The organism is Corallococcus terminator, from assembly GCF_049194865.1.
GTDB lineage: Bacteria > Myxococcota > Myxococcia > Myxococcales > Myxococcaceae > Myxococcus > Myxococcus terminator_A.
Genome location: NZ_JBLZWL010000010.1, coordinates 25,609 through 46,847 on the forward strand (window position 1 = coordinate 25,609; position 21,239 = coordinate 46,847).

Genomic DNA, 21,239 nt, shown 5'->3' on the forward strand with positions numbered 1-21,239 from the left:
CGAAGTGGCCACGGACCGCAAGCGTCCCGCGAGCTGCCCGCTCACCTCCGTGCGTCTGCCCGTGGAGTTCCCACGCGCCCTCGCCCGCGAGCTGGGCGCGTTCGGCAAGCGCGAGGGTTTCACGTCGTACATGCTGGTGCTCGCCGCGTGGCAGACGCTGCTGCACCGCTACAGCGGGCAGACGGACATCATCGTCGGAACGCCCCTGGGCAACCGCACCCGTCCGGAGCTGCTGCCGCTCATCGGCTACGTGGCGCACTCCGCCGCGTTCCGCACCAGCTTCGCGGATGACCCGACGTTCCGCGAGCTGCTCAACCGCGTGCGCCAGGAGCTGAACGAGGTCCAATCCCGTCCTGACGTGCCCTTCGAGTACCTCGTGGAGTCCCTCGTCCCCGGCAAGGACATCGGCCGTGGACGCATGACGGACACCGTCTTCGTGTTCCACAGCGGCATCAGCGGCGGAGCGGCTGCCCTGGAGATGACTGGGGTGCGCGGCTCCATCGTGGAAGTGCCGGACGGCCCCGTGCAGTGGGGCACCACCCTGTCCGACCTGACGCTCGTGCTCGGTGACGAATCCGGCCGCGTCCACGGCGCGCTGGAGTACGCGACGGAGCTGTTCGACGCGGAGACCGCCGGCCGGATGGTGGACCACCTCCACGTGCTGCTCGCGTCCGCGATGGCTCGGCCGGATGAGCGCGTCTCGCGGCTGCCCCTGGCCACAGAGACGGAGCGCACCACCTGGCCCGCGCCGCGCCCCGCGCGAGTCTCCACCTCCGTCCCGGCCCAGCTCTCCGAGCGCTCCAATCGAAGCCCCGACACCGTGGCCGCCGTCATCGGCGACCAGTCCTGGTCCTGGGCGGAGCTGACCCGGCGCGCGGAGAATGTCGCCGCGCGACTGCGCGCCACGGGTGTGAATCCCGGCGCCCCCGTCGCGGTCTGCCTGCCTCCCTCCCCTTCGAAGCTCGCCGTCCTCTGGGGTGTCCTCGAAGCCGGAGGCGCGGTGGTGACCCTCGGCGCCACCGACCTGGGTGGGCTCGCGACGTATGCGCCCCAGGGCGACAAGTCACCTCTGCTCATCACCTGGCGTGGGGTCGTCACGTCCGCGAAGCTCGATGCCTCGCGCACGCTCCATGTCGAGGACCTCCTCGACACCGCCGTGCCCGCGAGCACGGGCGCCCGGGGGACCCGCGCGGACGCGGCGGCCTGGCTGCTGCCTTCGGGGGCGGGCCAGCCGGCGTGGACGTTGGACCATCACGCCCTGGCGGAGCTGTTCACTGCGATGGATGAGCGCCTGCGTCCATCGGAAGGTGGCACGTGGCTCGCGGCGGTCGATACGTCCGCGGAGCGTCCGGAGCTGGAGATGTTGTGGGCGCTCTCACGCGGCCTGCGCGTGGCGTTCCCCTCCGAGCAGGTGTCCGCGCGACTGGTGCGACTGCAAGGCGGCGGTCCTCGCACCCAGCCGATGGACATGAGCCTCATCTACTTCGCCAACGATGAGGACTCGATGACGGGTCCCAAGTACGAGCTGCTCGTCGAGGGCGCGAAGTTCGCGGATACGCATGGCTTCTCCGCCGTCTGGACGCCCGAGCGTCACTTCCACTCGTTCGGCGGTCTCTACCCGCAGCCGGCGGTGGTCGCCGCGGCGCTCGCCACCATCACCAAGCACCTGCAACTGCGCTCCGGCAGCGTCGTGTTGCCCCTGCACGACCCGATGCAGGTCGCCGAGCAGTGGTCCGTGGTGGACAACCTCTCCGGTGGCCGCGTGGGCGTGTCCGTGGCCACGGGCTGGCACGTGGCGGACTTCTCGTTCGCCCCGGCCAACTTCGAGGACCGCCGCAACATCCTGATGAAGCACCTGGCGACCCTGCGCTCCCTATGGCGGGGCGAGAAGATGAAGCGGCTGGGTGGTGGCGGAGTCACGGTGGAGGTCGGGCTGCGTCCGAAGCCCGTGCAGAAGGAGCTGCCTGTCTGGCTCACGGCCGTGGGCAATCCGGAGACGTTCCGGCTGGCCGGCGAGGTGGGCGCGGGCGTGCTCACCGGTCTGCTCGCGTTGTCCATCGACGAGCTGAAGCAGAGGGTCGCCCTGTACCGCGAGGCCTGGCGTCGCAACGGCCACCCGGGCCGAGGCCACGTCACGGTGATGCTGCACGCCTTCATCGGAGACGATGAGCAGGAAGTCCTTCGCACGGTGCGCAAGCCGCTGATGGGCTACTTCCGCAGCTCGGCGGAGATCACCGCCACGTTGCTCGCGGCGCAGGGGCACCAGGGTGAAATCGACAAGGTCTCCGAGGAGGACATCAACACCCTCCTGGAGCACACCTTCGAGCATCACGCGAAGGGCACGGGCCTCATCGGCACCGTGGAGAGCGGCTTCAAGCGACTGCTCGACGTGCGCGTGGCGGACGTGGATGAGATCGCCGCGCTCATCGACTTCGGGCTCGAGACGCCCGTGGTGCTCAAGGGGCTCGAGAAGCTCTCCGCCATCAAAGACCGGTTGGTGGAGGAAGCCGCCACGCGCCAGGAGCAGGTCCTGGTGGAAGGCGACCAGGGCGTGGGCGAAGTGCTGGAGCTTGCGCGGCAGTCCAGCCGCGTCCTCTTGCACACCTCCGCGCGCCTCGCGCGCACACTGACCGAGCTGCCCGGAGCCCGTGAGGCGCTGGGCCCCGTGGGAGCCCTGGTGCTCGATGGGGCGTCCCCCGAGCTGGCCGCGACGCTGCATCAGAGCTCCGGCCTCCAGGTCTTGCTCGCGGGTGGCGCGCGTGAAGGCGCGCTGGTGCCCCGAGGCCCCGAGGAGCGAATCCCCTCGGGCCTTCGTCCGTGGATTCTCGACGGCGCGGGCCAGCCCGTTCCGGTGGGAGTCGTCGGCGAGCTGGCGCTGGAAGGCGCGGGCCTGCCTTCGGGCCTGTGGCGTTCCGAGGAAGAGGAGCGTCGCAGGCTGGTCGCGCACCCGATGGGAGGCGCGTCGCAGGTGTTCCGCACGGGTCGCCATGCGCGCCTGCGTGCGGATGGACGCGTGGAGAACATCCATGTCCAGGTGCCCAAGCCGCCCGCGCCCGCCGCCAAGGCGCCCCCCTCGAAGACGGAGAGCCCCGCGCCCCGAGCGGCCACGGTCCCCACCCCGTCCACGGGGATTCCGAGGGCACGTCGCGACAGGCCGCTGCCGCTGTCCTTCGCGCAGCAGCGCCTCTGGTACCTCCAGCAGCTCGACCCGACGAGCACCGCGTACAACAACAGCTCCAGCTTCCGGCTCGTGGGTCCGCTGGACACCGACGCGCTCCAGGCCGCGCTGAACACGCTGGTGCAGCGTCACGAGGTGATGCGGACCACGTACCAGCTCACCGAGAACGGCGCGGTGCAGATCATCCACCCCGGCGGCGGCCTGCCCATGCCGCTGGAGGCAGTGGCCGGGGCGACTCCCGAGGAGCGCGAGGCCGAGCTGCTGCGCCGCTGCCAGGAGAACGGCGCGAAGACGTTCGACCTGGACAAGGGCCCGGTCATCCGCGCGGTTTTGCTGCGCATGGGGCCGCAGGACCACGTCCTCAACATGGTCATGCACCACGCCATCTCGGATGCGTGGTGCTCGCTGGTGCTCGCGCGCGAGATGTCGGTGCTCTATGCCTGCTACAGCGCGGGCATCCCCAACCCCTTGCCCGAGCTGCCCGTGCAGTACGCGGACTACGCGGTCTGGCAGCGGGAGTGGCTGGAAGGCGCGGTCCTGGATGGGCAGATTCGCTGGTGGAAGGACCAGCTCGTCGGCGTGCCCGCGCTGGAGCTGCCCGTGGACCGGCCGCGTCCCGCGGTGCAGTCCTACGAGGGTGGCAGCCTGCGCTTCGTGTTGAGTCGCGAGGTGACGGAGCCGCTGCTCGCCCTGGGTCGTAAGGAGGGCGCCACGTCGTTCATGGTGATGCTGGCGCTGTATCAAGCGCTGCTGGGCCGCCACGCGGGCCAGGATGACTTCGCCGTCGGCATCCCCATCGCGGGCCGCACGCAGCCGGAGACGGAGGGGCTCATCGGCTGCTTCGTCAACACGCTGGCCATGCGCTCCCAGCTCGAAGGGGCGCCGACGTTCCGCGAGCTGCTGGGCCGCGTGAAGAAGCAGTCGCTGGGGGCCTTCTCGCGCCAGGACGCGCCCTTCGAGCGATTGATTGAAGTGCTCCAGACGCCGCGAGACCAGAGCCGCACGCCGGTCTTCCAGGTGGTCCTCAACGTCATCAACACGCCCCCCGCGGAGACCTCGCACCAGACGCTCAAGCTGAGCCAGCTCGACATCGCCACGGGGACGTCGAAGTTCGACCTGAGCCTGGAGGTCGTCGAGGGACAGGGCGAGCTCGCCTGCCGCTTCGAGTACGCCGCGAAGCTCTTCGATGACGCCACGATGGAGCGCCTCGTCGAGCACCTCAACGTGCTCGCGCGCACCGTGGTGGCCTCACCGGACCTGCCGGTGCACCGTCTCCCGCTGATGGGTGAAGCAGAGCGGCGCCAGGTGCTGGTGGAGTTCCAGGGCCGCACCGAGGCCTACCCGCGCGACGTGTCCCTGCACTCGCTCATCGAGGCCCAGGTCCTTCGTACTCCTGGCGCCGAGGCCGTCCGCTTCGAGGACTCCGCTCTCTCGTTCGCCCAGCTCGACACGCGCGCCAACCAGCTCGCGTGGCACCTGCGTTCTCTCGGTGCTCGGCCCGGCGTCCTCGTCGGTGTCTGCCTGGAGCGCTCGCTCGACCTCGTCGTCGCGCTGCTCGCCGTCCTCAAGTCCGGCGCCGCCTACGTACCCCTGGACCCGGCCTACCCCCGTGAGCGCCTCGCCGGAATGTTGGAGGACGCGGACGCGCCCGTCCTCATCACCCACGAGCACCTCAAGACCGTCCTCCCGCCTCACGCCTCTCGCGTGCTGTGCCTGGACTCCGACTCGGCCGCCGTCTCACGTCAGCCCGCGACGACTCCCGCGCCCCTGGCCGGCGCCGACTCGCTCGCCTACGTCATCTTCACCTCCGGCTCCACCGGCCGCCCCAAGGGCGCGATGAATGCCCACTCCGGCATCGTCAATCGCCTCCTGTGGATGCAGCAGCAGTACGCCCTCACGGCCTCCGACACCGTCCTTCAGAAGACTCCCTTCTCCTTCGACGTCTCCGTCTGGGAGTTCTTCTGGCCCCTCATGACGGGGGCACGGCTCGTCCTCGCCAAGCCCGGTGGACACCAGGACCCCGCCTACCTCGTCCGCCTCATCTCCGAGCAGCGCGTCTCCACGCTCCACTTCGTCCCCTCCATGCTCCGCGCCTTCCTGGAGGAGCCGGGCATTGAGAAGCTCTCGGGACTTCGTCGCGTCGTGTGCAGTGGTGAGGCCCTCACCTCGGACCTCGTGGCTCGCGCTCACTCGCGCCTGCCTGCCTCCGCCGAGGTCCACAACCTCTACGGCCCCACCGAGGCCGCCGTCGACGTCTCCTTCTTCCACTGCGCTCGCGGCGCCTCTCGGCCTTCCATTCCCATCGGCAGGCCCGTCGCCAACACCCGCCTCTACGTCCTCGACTCCCAGGGCCAGCCCGCTCCCATCGGCGTCCCCGGTGAGCTTTTCATCGGCGGCGTCCAGGTCGGCCTCGGCTACTGGCGCAGGCCCCAGCTCACCGCTGAGCGCTTCATCCCCGATGCGTTCTCCGACGCTCCCGAAGCGCGCCTCTACCGCACCGGTGACGTCGCTCGTTGGCTGCCAGACGGCACGCTGGAGTACCTCGGCCGCTCCGACTTCCAGGTGAAGCTGCGCGGCTTCCGCATCGAGCTCGGCGACATCGAAGCAGCCCTCCTCTCTCACCCCTCCGTCCGCGACGCCGTCGTCCTCGTCCGCGAAGACGCTCCCGGCAACCAGCGCCTCGTCGCCTATGTCACCGGAGACGCGGAGCCGCTGAATGCCGCTCTGCTCAAGTCCCACCTCCAGCCGCGCCTGCCCGAGTACATGGTGCCCTCGGCCTTCACGCATCTGGGCATGTTGCCGCTGACGCCCAGCGGCAAGGTGGACCGCAAGGCGCTCCCCGCTCCGGAGGCGCCCGTCGTGCAGCCCGGCCGGTACGTGGCGCCTCGGACGCCTCTTGAGGAGACCCTCGCCACCCTCTTCGCGCAGGTGCTCGGCGTTGAGCGCGTCGGAATTCACGAGAGCTTCTTCGAGATGGGCGGCCACTCGCTGCTCGCCACGCAGGTGGTCGTCCGCGTCCGGGCCGCGCTCGGTCTGGAGCTGCCCCTGCGCACGCTGTTCGAGGCGCCCAACGTGGCCGCGCTCGCGGCGCGACTGGATGCCCGTTCCCAGGCCTCCAGCCCGGGCGAGGAGCTACCGCCCCTGGTCCGCGTGGACCGCACGGGCCGACTCCCGCTCTCCTTCGCGCAGCAGCGCCTCTGGCTCATCAGCCAGTTCGCCGGCGCGGTCAGCGCGTACAACATCCCGCTCGCCCTGAAGCTGGAGGGTGCGCTCGACCTCTCCGCGCTCCAGCGTGGCTTCGACGCGCTGATGGAGCGTCACGAGGCCATGCGCACCACGTTCCTCGTGGACGGCGATGAGCCCATCCAGGTCATCCACCCGGCCTTCCCGCTCCCGTTCCAGTTCGTCGACCTCACGTCCATCACCGACGCCGAGGCACGCCAGACGGAGTCCGTGCGACTGGCCCTGGAAGAAGCGCGGCGTCCGTTCGATCTGCTCAGTGGCCCCCTGGCCCGAGCGCTCCTGCTGAAGCTGGGCGAGTCCGAGCACGCGCTGGTGCTCAACATGCACCACATCGTCTCCGACGGTTGGTCCACGGGCGTGCTCGTCCGCGAGATGGCCGCGCTCTACGCGGCCTTCCATGAGGAGCGCCCCTCCCCGTTGCCCGAGCTGCCGGTCCAGTACGCCGACTACGCCGCATGGCAGCGCGCCTGGCTCCAGGGCCCGGTGCTGGAGAAGCAGGTCGGCTACTGGCGAGAGAAGCTCGCGGGTGCGCCGACGCACCTGGACCTGCCGACGGACCATCCTCGCCCACCGCAGCAGACCTTCCAGGGCGCCGCGGCGCTGATGCACCTGCCGCTCCCTCTCACGGAGGCGCTGGAGTCCTTCGCACGCAAGGAAGGTGCGACTCCGTTCATGGTGCTGCTGGCGGCGTTCCAGCTCGTCCTGCATCGGCACTCCGGTCAGGACGACATCCTGGTCGGCTCGCCCATCGCGGGCCGCAGGCTGACGGAGTCCGAGGACCTCATCGGCTACTTCGCGAACACCCTGGTGCTGCGCACGCGAATCCAGCCCCAGGCCACGTTCCGCGAGCTGCTGAAGCAGGTCCGGGACACGACGCTGGAGGCCTTCGAGCACCAGGACGTGCCCTTCGAGAAGCTGGTGGAGGAGCTGCACCCCGTGCGTGACGCCAGTCGCACGCCGCTGTTCCAGGTCTCCTTCACGCTGCACAACGCGCCGCTGCCGACCCTGTCCCTCCCGGGCCTCTCGCTGCGGCCCATGGACCACCACCACGGCGTCATCCGCTTCGACCTGGAGCTGTCCTTCCACCGCGAGGAGACCGGCTTCCGAGGCGGCATCAACTACGCCACCGCCCTGTTCGACCCGGACACTGTCGCGGCGATGGCCAGCCACCTGCGGGTGGTGCTGAACGAGGTCGTCACCACGCCGGAGCTTCCGCTCACCCAGGTCTCGATGCTCACGGCCGAGGAGCGTCGTCGCGTGTTGGTGGAGTGGAACGACACCGCAGTGCGCACACCCCGGCCCGCGTCGATTCACGAGGGCTTCGCCCGACAGGTGGCGAGCACGCCCGACGCCGTGGCCCTCACGTACGCCGGAGGGACGCTCACCTATGCGGAGCTGGCCTCGCGAGCCCATCAGGTCGCGCACCATCTCCATGGCATGGGCGTGCGGCCCGGAGCGCGCGTGGGCCTGTGCGTGGAGCGCTCGCCCGAGCTCATCATCGGAATGCTCGGCATCCTCCACGCGGGCGCGGCCTACGTGCCGCTGGACCCCAGCCATCCCGCCGAGCGCCTCGCGTGGATCGTCCGTGAAGCCGGCGTCAGCGTGCTCCTCACCCAGGAGCACATCGCGGATGAGCTGCCCGAGCTGGGCTGCCTGCCCGTCCTGCTGGACGCGGAGCGGAGTGTCATCGCGAAGCAGCCGACGTCCGCGCTCGCGAGCACCGTGGGCGAGGAGCACCTGGCCTACGTGATGTTCACCTCGGGCAGCACGGGTACGCCCAAGGGCGTCTGCGTGCCGCACCGGGGCGTGCTGCGACTGGTGCAAGGCAACACGTTCATGCGCTTCGGTCCGAAGGAGGTCTTCCTCCAGCTCGCGCCCGTGGCGTTCGATGCCTCCACCCTGGAGATCTGGGGCGCGCTGCTCAACGGGGGCCGACTGGTCCTCGCGCCGCCGAAGGCCCAGTCGATAGAGGCGATGGGGGCGCTGCTGAAGGACTCCGGCGTCACCGCGCTGTGGTTGACGGCGGCCCTCTTCGACCAGGTGGTTCAGCACCAGGGAGAGGCCCTGGCGGGCGTGCGACAGGTGCTGGCGGGCGGCGACGTGCTGCCGGTGCAGCGCGTGAAGGAGCACCTCGCGCGGCTGTCACCCGAGGCCGTGCTCATCAACGGCTACGGCCCCACGGAGAACACGACGTTCTCCGCCACGCACACGCTGAGGGCTGGGGACTCGCTCGGGCGCTCGGTGCCCATCGGCCGGCCGCTGTCGGGTTCGACGACGTACGTGCTGGATGAGACCTTCCAGCCCGTGCCGCCGGGTGTCCCGGGAGAGCTGTTCGTCGGAGGCGACGGCCTCGCCTGGGGCTACCTCAACCGCCCTGACCTGACGGCCGAGCGCTTCGTCCCGCATCCCTTCGCCACCACGCCGGGCGCGCGGCTGTACCGCACCGGAGACAAGGTGCGCTGGCGCGCGGACGGCACGCTGGAGTTCCTGGGCCGCGTCGACTTCCAGGTGAAGATTCGCGGCTTCCGCATCGAGCCCGGCGAAGTCGAGGAGACGCTGCTGCGCTTCGCCGGTCTGCGCGAAGCCGTCGTCGTGGCTCGCGAGGACCTCCCGGGCGACAAGCGACTCGTCGCCTACGTCGTGCCGGAAGTCGCGGGCGTGGACGTGGCGGCGCTGAAGACCTTCGTCCAGCGCCAGCTCCCCGAGTACATGGTGCCCTCGGCGTTCGTCGAGCTGACCGCCCTGCCCCTCTCGGCCAACGGCAAGGTGGACCGCAAGGCCCTGCCCCTTCCGGAGCAGCCCGTCACCACGGCGTCGGAGGACACGGCGCCGCGAAGTCCGCTGGAGGCCCAGCTCGCGACCATCTGGGCGGAGGTCCTGCACCGCGACACGGTGGGCATCCACGACGACTTCTTCGAGCTGGGAGGCCACTCGCTCCTCGCGACGCAGGTGGTGTCACGCATCCGCGCCACGCTGGGTGTGGAGCTTCCGTTGGGCGAGCTGTTCGGCGCGCCCACGGTGGCGGAGCTGGCGGCGAAGCTCGGCTCGGCCACGGGGGTGAAGGCCCCGGCCCTCACGCGCATCCCGCGCACGAGCGACCTGCCGCTGTCGTTCGCCCAGCAGCGCCTGTGGTTCATCGATCAGCTCGAGCCCGGGTCAACGCTGTACAACAACCCGTTCCCGCTGCGCCTGGAAGGCACGCTGGATGAGCGCGCCCTCCGCCGCACGTTCGACGAGCTGGTCCGGCGCCACGAGTCGCTGCGCACCACGTTCCGCTCCGTCGCGGGACAGCCCGTGCAGAAGATCCACCCCGCGACCTTCGTGCCCGTGCAGAAGGTGGACCTGTCGCGCATCGACGAGGAGGACCTGCGCAAGGAGGAGGCCTTCCGGCTGGTGAACGAAGAGGCCCGTCGTCCGTTCGACCTGGCCCGAGGCCCGCTGCTGCGGACGCTGCTGCTGAAGCTCCAGCCCCAGGAGCACATCCTGGTGCTCCACGTGCACCACATCGTGTCGGACGGCTGGTCGCTCGGCGTGTTCGTGCGCGAGCTGACGGCGCTGTACGAGGCCTTCCGTCGGGGCCTGCCGTCACCGCTGCCGGAGCTGTCCATCCAGTACGCGGACTACGCCGTGTGGCAGCGCTCGTGGCTGCGAGGCGACACGCTCAAGGCGCAGGTCGGCTGGTGGAAGCAGCAGTTGGAGGGCGCGCCCTTCGCGCTCGACATGCCCACGGACAAGCCGCGTCCGGCCGTGTTCAGCCACCGGGGCGCCGTCCTCGACGTGCGCATTCCGCTGAAGCTCTCCCAGGCCGTGGAGGCGCTCGCGAACAAGGAGGGCGCCACGCCCTTCATGGTGCTGCTGGCGACGTTCCAGACGTTGCTCTACCGGTACTCAGGGCAGGACGACATCCTGGTCGGCTCGCCCATCGCCAACCGCAACGTGGGAGACACGGAGGGGCTGATTGGCTTCTTCGTGAACACGATGGTGCTGCGCGCGCGCTTCGGCTCGAAGCAGTGCTTCCGCGAGCTGCTGGCGCAGGTGCGTGACAGGACGCTGGGCGCGTATGAACACCAGGGCGTTCCCTTCGAGAAGGTCGTCGAGGAACTGACGCCTCAGCGCGACGCGAGCCGCACGCCGTTGTTCCAGGCCATGTTCACGCTCCAGAACGCGCCGCTGCCGGAGATCGTCCTGCCGGAGCTGTCGGTGTCGCCCGCGGACATCGACGACACGGGTCTCGCCATGTTCGAGCTGGGGTTGGACCTGTTCCGGGCCCCCGAGGGCTTCGGCGGAGCGTTCAGCTACAGCACCGACCTCTACGAGCACGCGACGCTGGAGCGCTTCTCCGCGCACTTCCTGGTGCTGCTGCGCGCCATCGTCGCTCAGCCGGAGACGCCGCTGGCGGAGCTGCCGTTGCTGGCACCGGAGGAGCGCCAGCAGCTGCTCCTGGAGTGGACGGGCGAGCGCGAGGACCTGCCCGCGGATGCGCGCATCCACGCGCTCATCGAGGCGCAAGTGGCCAGGACTCCCGACGCGACGGCGGTGGTGTCGGGTGAGGACTCCGTCACCTACCGCGCGCTGGACGACCGGGCCACGCGGCTGGCGCTGCGCCTGCGTGAGCTGGGTGTCGGACTGGAGACGCGCGTCGCCGTGTGCATGGAGCGCTCGGTGGAGTTGATGGTGTCACTGCTGGGGGTGCTCAAGGCCGGTGGCGCCTACGTGCCGTTGGACCCTGAGTACCCGGCGGAGCGACTGGCCTTCATGTTGGAGGACAGCGGCGCGCGCGTCGTCGTATCGCGCGGACTGGTGCGCGAGAAGCTGGGAGACGCGGCCGGGCGCATCTGGCTGGACGTGGACACCGTGCCTCGCGACGGTGATGTGGCTCCGCTCACGGTGGACGTGCCTCCGGAGGCGGCGGCGTACGTGCTGTACACGTCCGGCTCGACGGGGCGGCCCAAGGGCGTGGTGGTGCAGCACCGCTCGCTGGTGAACTTCACGCGGGCGGCGTGGAAGACCTACCCCGTGGAGCCGGGCGACCGGATGCTCCAGTTCGCGTCCATCAGCTGGGACACGAGCGCGGAGGAGCTCTATCCCTGCCTCACGCGAGGCGGGACGCTGGTGCTGCGCACGCCGGACATGCTGGACGCGCCGGAGGTGTTCCTCGCGAAGTGCGAGGCGGCGGGCGTGACGCAGCTCAACCTGCCCACGGCCTTCTGGCACGAAATCACCGCGAGCCTGGAGGAAGGCCGCGCCCACCTGCCGATGCAGCTCAAGTGGGTGGTGATTGGCGGAGAGCGCGCGGCCCCCGAGCGGGTCGCCGCGTGGCGTCGCACCGTGGGCACGGCCATCCCCCTGCGGAACACCTACGGGTTGACCGAGGTGACGGCGGTGGCCACGGCGGTGGACCTGATGACCGCGGCGTCGGGCAGCTACGAGGGCGCACAGGAAGTGCCCATCGGTCGGCCGCTGACGAACGTGACGACGTACGTGCTCGACAGCGCCTTCGTGCCCGCACCGACGGGCGTGGTGGGCGAGCTGTACATCGGCGGCGAGGGCGTCGCGCGGGGCTACCTTGGACGCGCGGACCTGACGGCGGAGCGCTTCATCCCCAGCCCCTTCGGCCAGGGTGAGCGGCTCTACCGCACGGGCGACAAGGCCCGCTGGAGGCGGGACGGCGGCCTGGAGTACCTGGGCCGAGGCGACACGCAGGTGAAGCTGCGCGGCGTCCGCATCGAGCTGGGTGAAATCGAAGCCGCGCTCCGCGCCATTCCAGAGGTCCGGGACGCGGTGGTGCAGGTGCGAGAGGACGTCCCCGGCGACAAGCGCCTGGTGGCGTACGTGGTGCCCTCGGGGGCGACCCTGGAGGTGGTGCCGGAACTGGACGTGGTGGCGCTGCATGACCAGCTCCAGCGACACCTGCCCGCGTACATGGTGCCCGCGGCCTTCGTGCCGCTCGCGGTGCTGCCGCTCACGCCCAACGGCAAGGTGGACCGCAAGGCCCTGCCCGCGCCGGACGCGAACCTCCACCGCGTCACGCGCGCATTCGAGCCGCCCGCGACGCCCACGGAGGAGCGACTGGCGGAGCTGTGGCGCGAGCTGCTGCGAGTCCCGACAGTGGGCCGCCGCGACAACTTCTTCGAGCTGGGTGGTCACTCGCTGATGGCCACGCGGTTGGTGGCGCGTGTCCGCGAGGACTTCAACGTGGAGCTCGGGCTGCGAGCGTTCTTCGAGGCGCCCACTCTGGCGGGGCTCGCTGAGCGCCTCTCCGGCGCGACGCCGAGCGCGTCCCTGCCCGAGCTGGGACAGCATCGCGGACAAGGCCCCGTGCCCTTGTCGTTCGCGCAGCAGCGCCTGTGGTTCCTGGACCAGCTCCAGCCGGGCACGTCGCTCTACAACATGCCCGTGGCGCTGCGCCTGTCCGGACGCGTGGAGCACACCGCGTTCGGCCGGGCCGTGGACGAGCTGGTACGCCGCCATGAGTCCCTGCGCACCACGTTCCACGCGGTGGCGGGCGAGCCTCATCAGGTCATCCACCCCGCCCTGCCCGGCAACCTCCAGGTGGTGGACCTCACGAGCGGGTCCGCCGAGCAGCGGGCGGAAGCGACGACGCGGCTCGCGATGGAGGACGCGACGCTTCCGTTCGACCTCGCCTCGGGTCCGCTCATGCGCACCACGATGGTGGTGCTGGAGCCGAACGAGCATGTGTTGCTCCTGTGCATGCACCACACCATCTCCGACGGATGGTCTCAGACGGTGCTGGTGCGCGAGCTCATCCAACTCTACGAGACGTTCCGCCACGGCCTCCCGTCGCCGCTGCCGGAGCTGCCGATGCAGTACGCGGACTACGCCCGCTGGCAGCGGGACTGGCTCCAGGGAGAGACGCTCCAGACGCAGCTCGACTGGTGGAAGGGGCGGCTCGCGGGAGCACCCGGCACCCTGGACCTGCTCACCGACAAGCCTCGGCCGGCGGTGCTCTCGCACCAGGGCGCGAGCGTTCTCCTGAACATGTCACCCGCGCTCAGCAACGCGCTGGAGTCCCTGGCGCGCCGTGAACGCGTCACGCCCTTCATGCTGTTGATGGCCGGGTTCCAGACCGTGCTGCACCGCTACTCGGGGCAGGACGACATCCTGGTGGGCTCGCCCATCGCGGGTCGACACCATGCCCGGACGGAGGGCCTCATCGGCTTCTTCGTCAACACGCTGGTGCTGCGCGCCCGCTTCACGCCGGACCTCACGTTCCGGAGCCTGCTGGCCCAGGTCCGCGACATGACGCTCGGGGCCTACGAACACCAGGACATCCCCTTCGAGCGATTGGTGGAGGCGCTTCAGCCGACGCGTGACTTGAGCCGCACGCCGCTGTTCCAGGCCCTCTTCGTTTTGCAGAACACGCCGACCGCGGAGATGGCGCTGCCGGAGCTGACGCTGCGGGGCGTGGACGTGGAACACACCGTGAGCCGCTTCGAGCTGGAGCTGGCGCTGGTCCGAACGCCGGACGGCTATAGCGGAGGCCTGTCCTACAAGACGGAGCTGTTCGAGCGCTCCACCATCGAGCGCCTCGGGACGCACCTGCTGCTCCTGCTGGAAGCGGCAGTCGCCGAAGCGGACGCGCCGCTGTCCTCCCTGTCACTGATGACGGAAGCGGAGCGCCAGCGAGTCCTCGTCGAGTGGAATGACACCCGCGCGGACTACCCGTCCGAAGCCACCCTGCCCTTGCTGTTCTCCGAGCAGGTCCGGCGCACGCCCGAGGCCATCGCCGTCCAGTTCGAGGGGCAGCGCCTCACGTACGCGGAGCTCGACGCGCGCGCGAACCAGCTCGCTCGGCATCTGGTGTCCCTGGGGCTGGGCCAGGAGCCTCGCCTCGCCGTGTGCATCCCGCGCGGCCTGGAGCTGTACGTGGCGCTGCTCGGCATCCTCAAGGCCGGCGGCTGCTACGTCCCGCTCGATGCGAGTCATCCGTCGCGGCGCATCGCGTTCATGCTCGAGGACTCCAGCGTCGCGGGTGTCCTCACGATGAGCGCGGTCCAGGGGGGGCTGCCCTCGGGGGCGTGGCCCGTGGTGGCGCTCGACACCGACGCGGCACGCATCGCGAGCCAGTCCGCGGAGCCGCTCTCCGTGCCGCTCGGCTCGGACAACCTGGCGTACGTCACGTACACGTCGGGCTCCACGGGAACGCCCAAGGGCGTGGCCATCACCCACCGGGGCGTGCTGCGACTCGTCTTCGGCATGGGCTTCGCTTCGCGCGAACCTGGCGAGGTCATCCTCCAGGTCGCTCCGCTGACGTTCGACCCCACGGCGTTGGAGATCTGGAGCGCGCTGCTCACGGGGGCGCGGCTCGCCGTGTATCCGCCGAGCACGCCGGAGGTGACGGAGCTGGCCCGCGTCATCGACGAGCACGGCGTCACCACGGCGCTGCTCGCCACCGCCCTCTTCGATGTCATGCAGCAGCATGAGCCGGAGGCCCTGGCCCGTCTGCCCCGGCTGTGGGTGGGTGGCGACGTGCTGCCCGTCCCCACGGCTCGCGAGCGGTTGGCGCGTGGGCTCTCGCTCACCAACGCGTACGGCCCCACGGAGGTCACCGTGGTGACGACGCAGCAGGCGCTGTCACCGGGCCAGCCCCTGGGCGACTCCGTCCCCATCGGCCGGCCCATTCCGAACACCCAGGTCTATGTCCTGGATGCGTCGCTGCGCCCCGTCCCGGTGGGCGTGCCCGGCGAGCTGTTCATCGGAGGCCCGGGACTGGCGCGGGGCTACCAGGGACGTCCGGCGCTCACCGCCGAGCGCTTCGTGCCGCATCCCTTCGCCACCACGCCGGGCGAGCGCCTCTACCGCACGGGAGATCGCGTGTGCTGGACGGTGGACGGCGCGCTGCGCTTCCTCGGACGCATCGACCTCCAGGTGAAGGTGCGCGGCTTCCGCATCGAGCTGGGCGAGGTCGAGTCCGCGCTGCGCGCGCAGCCCGAAGTGCGAGAGGTGGCCGTCGTCGTCCGGGAGGATGTGCCCGGAGACAAGCGCCTGGTGGCCTACGTCGTCACGACCGACGGCAAGGCCCCCACGGGCGAGGACCCGAGGGCGTGGCTGCGACAGCGGCTGCCCGAGTACATGGTGCCCGCGCACGTCATGTACCTGTCCGCGCTGCCACAGACGACGCACGGCAAGGTGGACCGCAAGGCCCTGCCGGTGCCGGACGCGTCGGGCTTCGACACGGGTCGGCCCCACGAGGCGCCCGTTACGCCCTTCGAGTCGCGGCTGGCCGAGCTGTGGACGGAGCTGCTCCAGGTTCCCCGCGTGGGCCGTCACGACAGCTTCTTCGAGCTGGGCGGCCACTCGCTGATGGCGACGCGACTGGTGGCGCGCATCCGCGCGGAGCTGGGTCTGGAGCTGGGCGTCCGAGCCCTCTTCGAGTCCCCCACCCTGGCGGGCCTCGCGGAGCGTCTGCAGCGAGGACTGTCTACGAGGCAGGGTCCGGTCGTGCTGCCGCCACTGGTCCCCGCGCCGCGTGGTGGAGCGCTGCCGCTGTCCTTCGCGCAGCAGCGGCTGTGGTTCCTGGACCAGCTCCAGCCAGGACAGGCGCACTACAACATCCCCTGGGCGCTGAAGCTCCTGGGCACGGTGAACCTGACATCGCTCCAGCGGGCCTTCGACGCGCTGGTGCAGCGTCACGAGTCGCTGCGCACCACGTTCCACATGGAAGGCGGCGAGCCACGACAGGTCATCCACCCCGCGGCGCCCAAGCCGTTCCACACGGTGGACCTGACGAAGCTATCGTCCGAACAGCGTGAAGCGGAGGTGCTCCGCCTCTCCACGGAGGACGCGCTCCGCCCGTTCGACCTGGCCACGGGGCCCCTGCTGCGAGTCACCGTGCTGCACGTCACCGAGAAGGAACACGCCCTGCTCGTGTGCATGCACCACATCGTCTCGGACGGCTGGTCCATGGGCGTGTTGGTGCGCGAGCTGACCCAGCTCTACGAGGCCTTCCAGCGAGGAGCACCTTCGCCCTTGCCGGAGCTGCCGGTGCAGTACGCGGACTACGCGGTGTGGCAGCGCGGCTGGCTCAAGGGCGAGGCCCTGAGTGAGCAGCTCGCGTGGTGGAAGCGTCACCTCGATGGCGCCTCCCCTGCACTGGAGCTGCCCACGGACAAGCCCCGTCCGGCGGTCCTCTCACCCCAGGGTGGACTGGCGTCCGTGCGACTGTCGCCCGCGCTGAGCGACGCGGTGGATGCGGCGACCCGTCGCGAGAAAATCACCCCCTTCATGTTGTTGCTGGCCGCGTTCCAGGCCCTGCTCCAGCGGTACTCGGGGCAGGACGACGTGGTGGTCGGCTCACCCATCGCGGGCCGGCGACATGCACAGACGGAGGGCCTGTTGGGCGTCTTCATCAACACCCTGGCGCTGCGCGCGCGCTTCACACCGGAGCTGTCGTTCCGAGGCCTGCTGGCCCAGGTGCGTGACACGACGCTGGGGGCCTACGAGCACCAGGACCTCCCGTTCGAGCGACTGGTGGAGGAGCTGCAACCCGCTCGGGACCTGGGCCGTACGCCCCTGTTCCAGGCCATGTTCGTGATCCAGAACGCGCCGACTCCAGAGCTGGCGTTGTCGGACCTGACGCTCAAGAACGTGGACGTGGAGCACAGCTCGACCAAGTTCGAGCTCAACCTCCACCTGCTCCGGGCCGCCGACGGCTACCAGGGTGGGCTTGTCTTCAGCACTGACTTGTTCGAGCCGGCCACCGCCGAGCGCCTCATGCAGCACTTCCAGCACCTGCTGGAGCGCGCGCTCGCCACGCCGGATGCACCGCTGTCCACCCTCTCGCTGCTCACGGACGAGGAGCGGAAGCGACTGCTCCTGGACGCGAACCCCGTCGACGCGACGACTCGGCCGGGGCTGCCCTTCCCTCGACTCTTCGAGCAGCAGGCGGCGCGGACGCCCGAAGCCCCGGCGCTTCGCTGCGAGGAGCAGGAGTGGAGCTATCGCCAGCTCGACCAGCGCGCCAACCAGCTCGCGCATCACCTGCGTACGCTGGGCGCCGGGCCGGATGTGCCCGTGGCCCTGTGCCTGGAGCGAGGCGTGGAGGTGGTCGCCGCGCTGCTCGCTGTCCACAAGGCGGGAGCAGCCTACGTCCCGCTGGAGCCTTCACAGCCCGCGGCGCGACTGCGCGGACTGATGGAGGAGGTGTCCGCGCCCATCGTCGTGACGGTGGCGCGCCGCGCGGGCGCCTTCGACGGGCTCGACGTCAAATGCGTGCGACTGGATGCGGACGCGGCGGTGATCGCGAACCAGCCCGTCCATGCGACGGGAGTGGAGGTCGGCCCGGAGCACCTGGCCTACGTGCTCTTCACGTCGGGCAGCACGGGGCGGCCCAAGGGCGTGGCGGTGCCGCACGGCCAGCTCATGAGCTACGTGCACGCGGCCATCGAGCGACTGCGGCTGACCGAGTGCGCGAGCTTCGCGATGGTCTCCACCTTCGCCGCCGACCTGGGCAACACGGTGCTGTTCCCCGCGCTCGTCACGGGCGGACTGCTGCACGTGTTGACGCAGGAGCGGGCGCGGAGTCCGGAGGGAGTGGCCGAGTACTTCCAGCGCCACGCGGTGGACTGCGTGAAGGTCGTCCCGTCGCATCTGGCCGCGCTGCTGACGGCTCCAGAGCCCCGACGCGTGCTGCCGCGCAAGCGACTGGTGCTGGGCGGCGAGTCGTCCTCGTGGGCCCTGCTGGAGAAGGTCCACGCGCTCGCACCCGAGTGCGAGGTCTTCAATCACTACGGGCCAACGGAGACGACGGTGGGAGTCCTCGCGGGGCGGGTGGAGCTGCCGCCTGGTGACAAGGCCCCCGCGCAGGTCCCCCTGGGTCGAGCCCTGGGACAGACGCGCCTGTACGTACTGGACGCGGGACTGCAGCCCGTCCCCGTGGGGATGCCTGGTGAGCTGTACGTGGGCGGCCCCCAGGTGGCCCGAGGCTACTTCGGGCGTCCGGACCTGACAGCGGAGCGCTTCCTCGCGGACCCGTTCAGCACGGAGAGCGAGGCACGCATGTACCGCACGGGAGACCGGGTCCGCTGGCTCGCGGATGCGCGCATGGAGTTCATCGGACGCATGGACTTCCAGGTGAAGGTGCGCGGCTTCCGCGTGGAACCCGGAGAGGTCGCCGCGGTCCTCCGCGAACACAAGTCCCTGCGAGACGCCGTTGTGGTGACTCGAGACGATGGCGCGGGAGACAGGAAGCTCGTGGCCTACGTCGTGGCCTCCACACAGCCCGCGCCGGATGCGACGGCGCTGAGGACATGGCTCCAGCAGCGCCTGCCCGAGTACATGGTGCCGTCCGCCTTCGTCGCCCTGCCCGCCCTGCCCCTGACGCTCAACGGCAAGGTGGACACGCGGGCGCTGCCGGAGCCGTCCCTCGACGCATCCGGGACGGAGGCCGCGCTGGCGCCGAGGACGCCGCTGGAGCTGCGGCTGGTGCGCATCTGGGAAGAGGTGCTCGGAGTCCGCGCCGTCGGAGTCCGCGCCAACTTCTTCGAGTTGGGCGGGCACTCGTTGATGGCCGTGCGCCTCATGGCGGCGGTGAGCGAGGCGGTGGGTCGTCCGGTGCCGCTGGCCGCGCTCTTCCAGGCGCCCACGGTGGAGCAGCTCGCGAGCCTGCTCAGCGACAACGCTCCGCTCGCAACATCCACCGTGGTGCCCTTCGGGGCCCTGCGTCCGGATGGGAAGGCGCCGTTCTTCTGCGTGCACCCCGTGGGAGGCAACGTCCTCGCCTACGCGGAGCTGGCACGTCGACTCGGAACGGATCGTCCCTTCATCGGCCTCCAGGCGCGGGGCGTGAATGGGGAGGCGTCACCGAGAGGCTCCGTCGAGGAGATGGCCCAGGCCTACGTGACGGCGATGCGTGAGGTTCAGCCCTCGGGGCCCTATCTGCTGGGAGGCTGGTCGCTCGGCGGTGTCATCGCCTACGAGATGGCTCAGCAGTTCCGTGCGCAGGGCGAGCAGGTGGAGTTGCTCGCGCTCATCGACAGCTACGCCCCGGACGTGACGCGGGCCCAGGAGCCGTCGGAGTTGGGTCGGTTGCAGGTGGTCGGAATGTTCGCGAGGGACCTGCTCGGGGCGTCGCTGACGAACCTCGAGCTCGACTTCGGTGCGCTCGCCACGCTGGAGCCGGACGAGGCCCTGGAGCACCTGCTCGCGGCGAGCACGCGCGCGGGAGTCCTGCCGCCGGGAACGGACCCCGAGCAACTGAAGACCCTGCTGCGGGTCTTCGAGGCGAACCTGGGGGCCGCGCGTCGCTACGTGGCGAAGCCGCTGTCCACGCGCGCGGTGTTGTTCAAGGCGACCGAGCACGACGCGGAGCTGCCCACGGATGGAGGCTGGTCCTTGCTCATCGGTGAAGGGCTGGAGCGGCACGCGGTGAAGGCAGACCACTACAGCCTGCTGCGTGAGCCCGGCGTGCACATGCTGGCCGAGGGACTGAAGGACGCGCTGAAGTCCTCGCGCTGAGCGGCGACGCGAGGTGGCTGCCGCGACTCGGACGTGGAGATCCGACGCGGCAGCCACTCATGCGGGCAGGACGGGTTACTGACAGAGCAGCCGCAGCCAGATGGTGAAGCTGCCCTCACCGGCCACGTTGCGCTTCCACATCCGGCCCGTGCCAGGAGAGACGTAGACGGTGGTCTCGTTCATGTTGGGAGCGAAGGTGAAGTTCGCGCCGCCGAAGGCTCCATCACCCTGGACCCCGGGGCGCCTGCCGGCGACGGTGCCACTGTGGGTCGTGAACTTGAGGATGTACCGCCCCACCCCCGCCTTCGGGTCGACCCTGTAGGTGCGAGGATCATTCGACAGCCCGATGCTCGACGCGGCGTTGCACGTCAGGATGTGGGTCGTCGCCATCTCCTGGGGCGATGTGTCCTCGGGAGCCTTGTCACTCGGCTCCTGCGCGAACGCGGTGCCTCCGTTGAAGACACCCAGGCCACTCGCGACGACTGCTCCCGTGAGGACTCGCTTCCACTGCGTCATGTGATGCGCTCCATTCGTTGTGGGCTCTGAACCCGTCAACGGCTGGAGAGCACTGGACGAGGATGTGATGGACTCAGGCTGCGCGCCCGCCGATCTCCGGAAAGCGCTCGTAGGCACGTTTAAGCGAGTCCAGGTGGGCGGGGTTGTCCAGGTCCAGCGGCGCATCGGTAAGCTGCACGACCCACCCGCCCGACGCGGTGCGCCGCGCCAGTGAAAGCAGCTCGGCGTCGCGGGTCGGGTCCGGGAACCCAATGGCCTGCGCGGCAGCAGCCGACCAGTAGTTGAGCCACCCGAGGCGATGCGGGATCTCGGGCGAGCGGATCCTCTCTGGGAGCTTCAGCGCTGGCAGTCCTCGGGGCGGAGGCTGCGAGTTCGCCGCCCAATTTTTCGTCTGACGCGCGATATCCCCCCCCGCACTCGACGGCGTCGCGTGCCCCCACGATGCGCGCGCGCTTTCCGCCACGGCCTCCAAAATCTCCCCCGCCACCGCGATTCCCGCAGCGTCTGGTGGCACCTGCACATGGACCTCGAATTGAGCCTGACCACCGGGCGAACTGTCCGCTGGTAGTTCCAGCCCAAAGATCATCACGGGGTAGCCCTCATCGCCGTTACACACGAGAGGGAATCCCCCGTCCTTGGTCCCCTCTTCGAGCCACGCGTCGCGCTGCGGCAATGCGATAGGGCGCCCGTCTTCGGCGACCCTCCAATCCAGGCGCAGGCCAGGGAATGCACGCTCCATCCCGTGAACCACAGTCACAGGGCGGCTGTCGTCGCCCACGAGCGCAGGGGCGTAGACGATGAGGGTCATTTTTCGCTGGGCTGCCAT

At 70.1% G+C, this 21,239-nt stretch carries 3 protein-coding genes (1 of these 3 running past the window's edge); 1 reads left to right on the plus strand and 2 read right to left on the minus strand.

What is annotated here, in order from left to right; genetic code table 11:
- A protein-coding gene (locus ACN469_RS06920; protein WP_498765367.1) for a non-ribosomal peptide synthase/polyketide synthase crosses the window boundary here: on the plus strand, positions 1–19,897 show its 3' end. Its footprint begins 23,207 nt before the window's first position; only the last 19,897 of its 43,104 coding nucleotides appear in the window; its start codon lies beyond the left edge, outside the window; its stop codon occupies positions 19,895–19,897.
- Between the two features lie 75 nt (positions 19,898–19,972).
- On the opposite strand, the gene ACN469_RS06925 is transcribed toward ACN469_RS06920, so the two are convergent.
- Positions 19,973–20,413 carry a hypothetical protein gene (locus tag ACN469_RS06925; protein ID WP_498765369.1) on the minus strand — a complete coding sequence of 147 codons (441 nt, stop codon included), beginning with the start codon at positions 20,411–20,413 and terminating at the stop codon, positions 19,973–19,975.
- 73 nt (positions 20,414–20,486) lie between these two features.
- Positions 20,487–21,239, minus strand: a complete 753-nt coding sequence (locus ACN469_RS06930; protein ID WP_498765371.1) for a DUF5953 family protein — start codon at positions 21,237–21,239, stop codon at positions 20,487–20,489.

Excerpts from the sequence above, each read along its gene's own strand:
- ACN469_RS06925 (WP_498765369.1), bottom strand. The coding sequence starts at position 20,413 with ATGACGCAGTGGAAGCGAGTCCTCACGGGAGCAGTCGTCGCGAGTGGC.
- ACN469_RS06930 (WP_498765371.1), bottom strand. The coding sequence starts at position 21,239 with ATGGCAGCCCAGCGAAAAATGACCCTCATCGTCTACGCCCCTGCGCTC.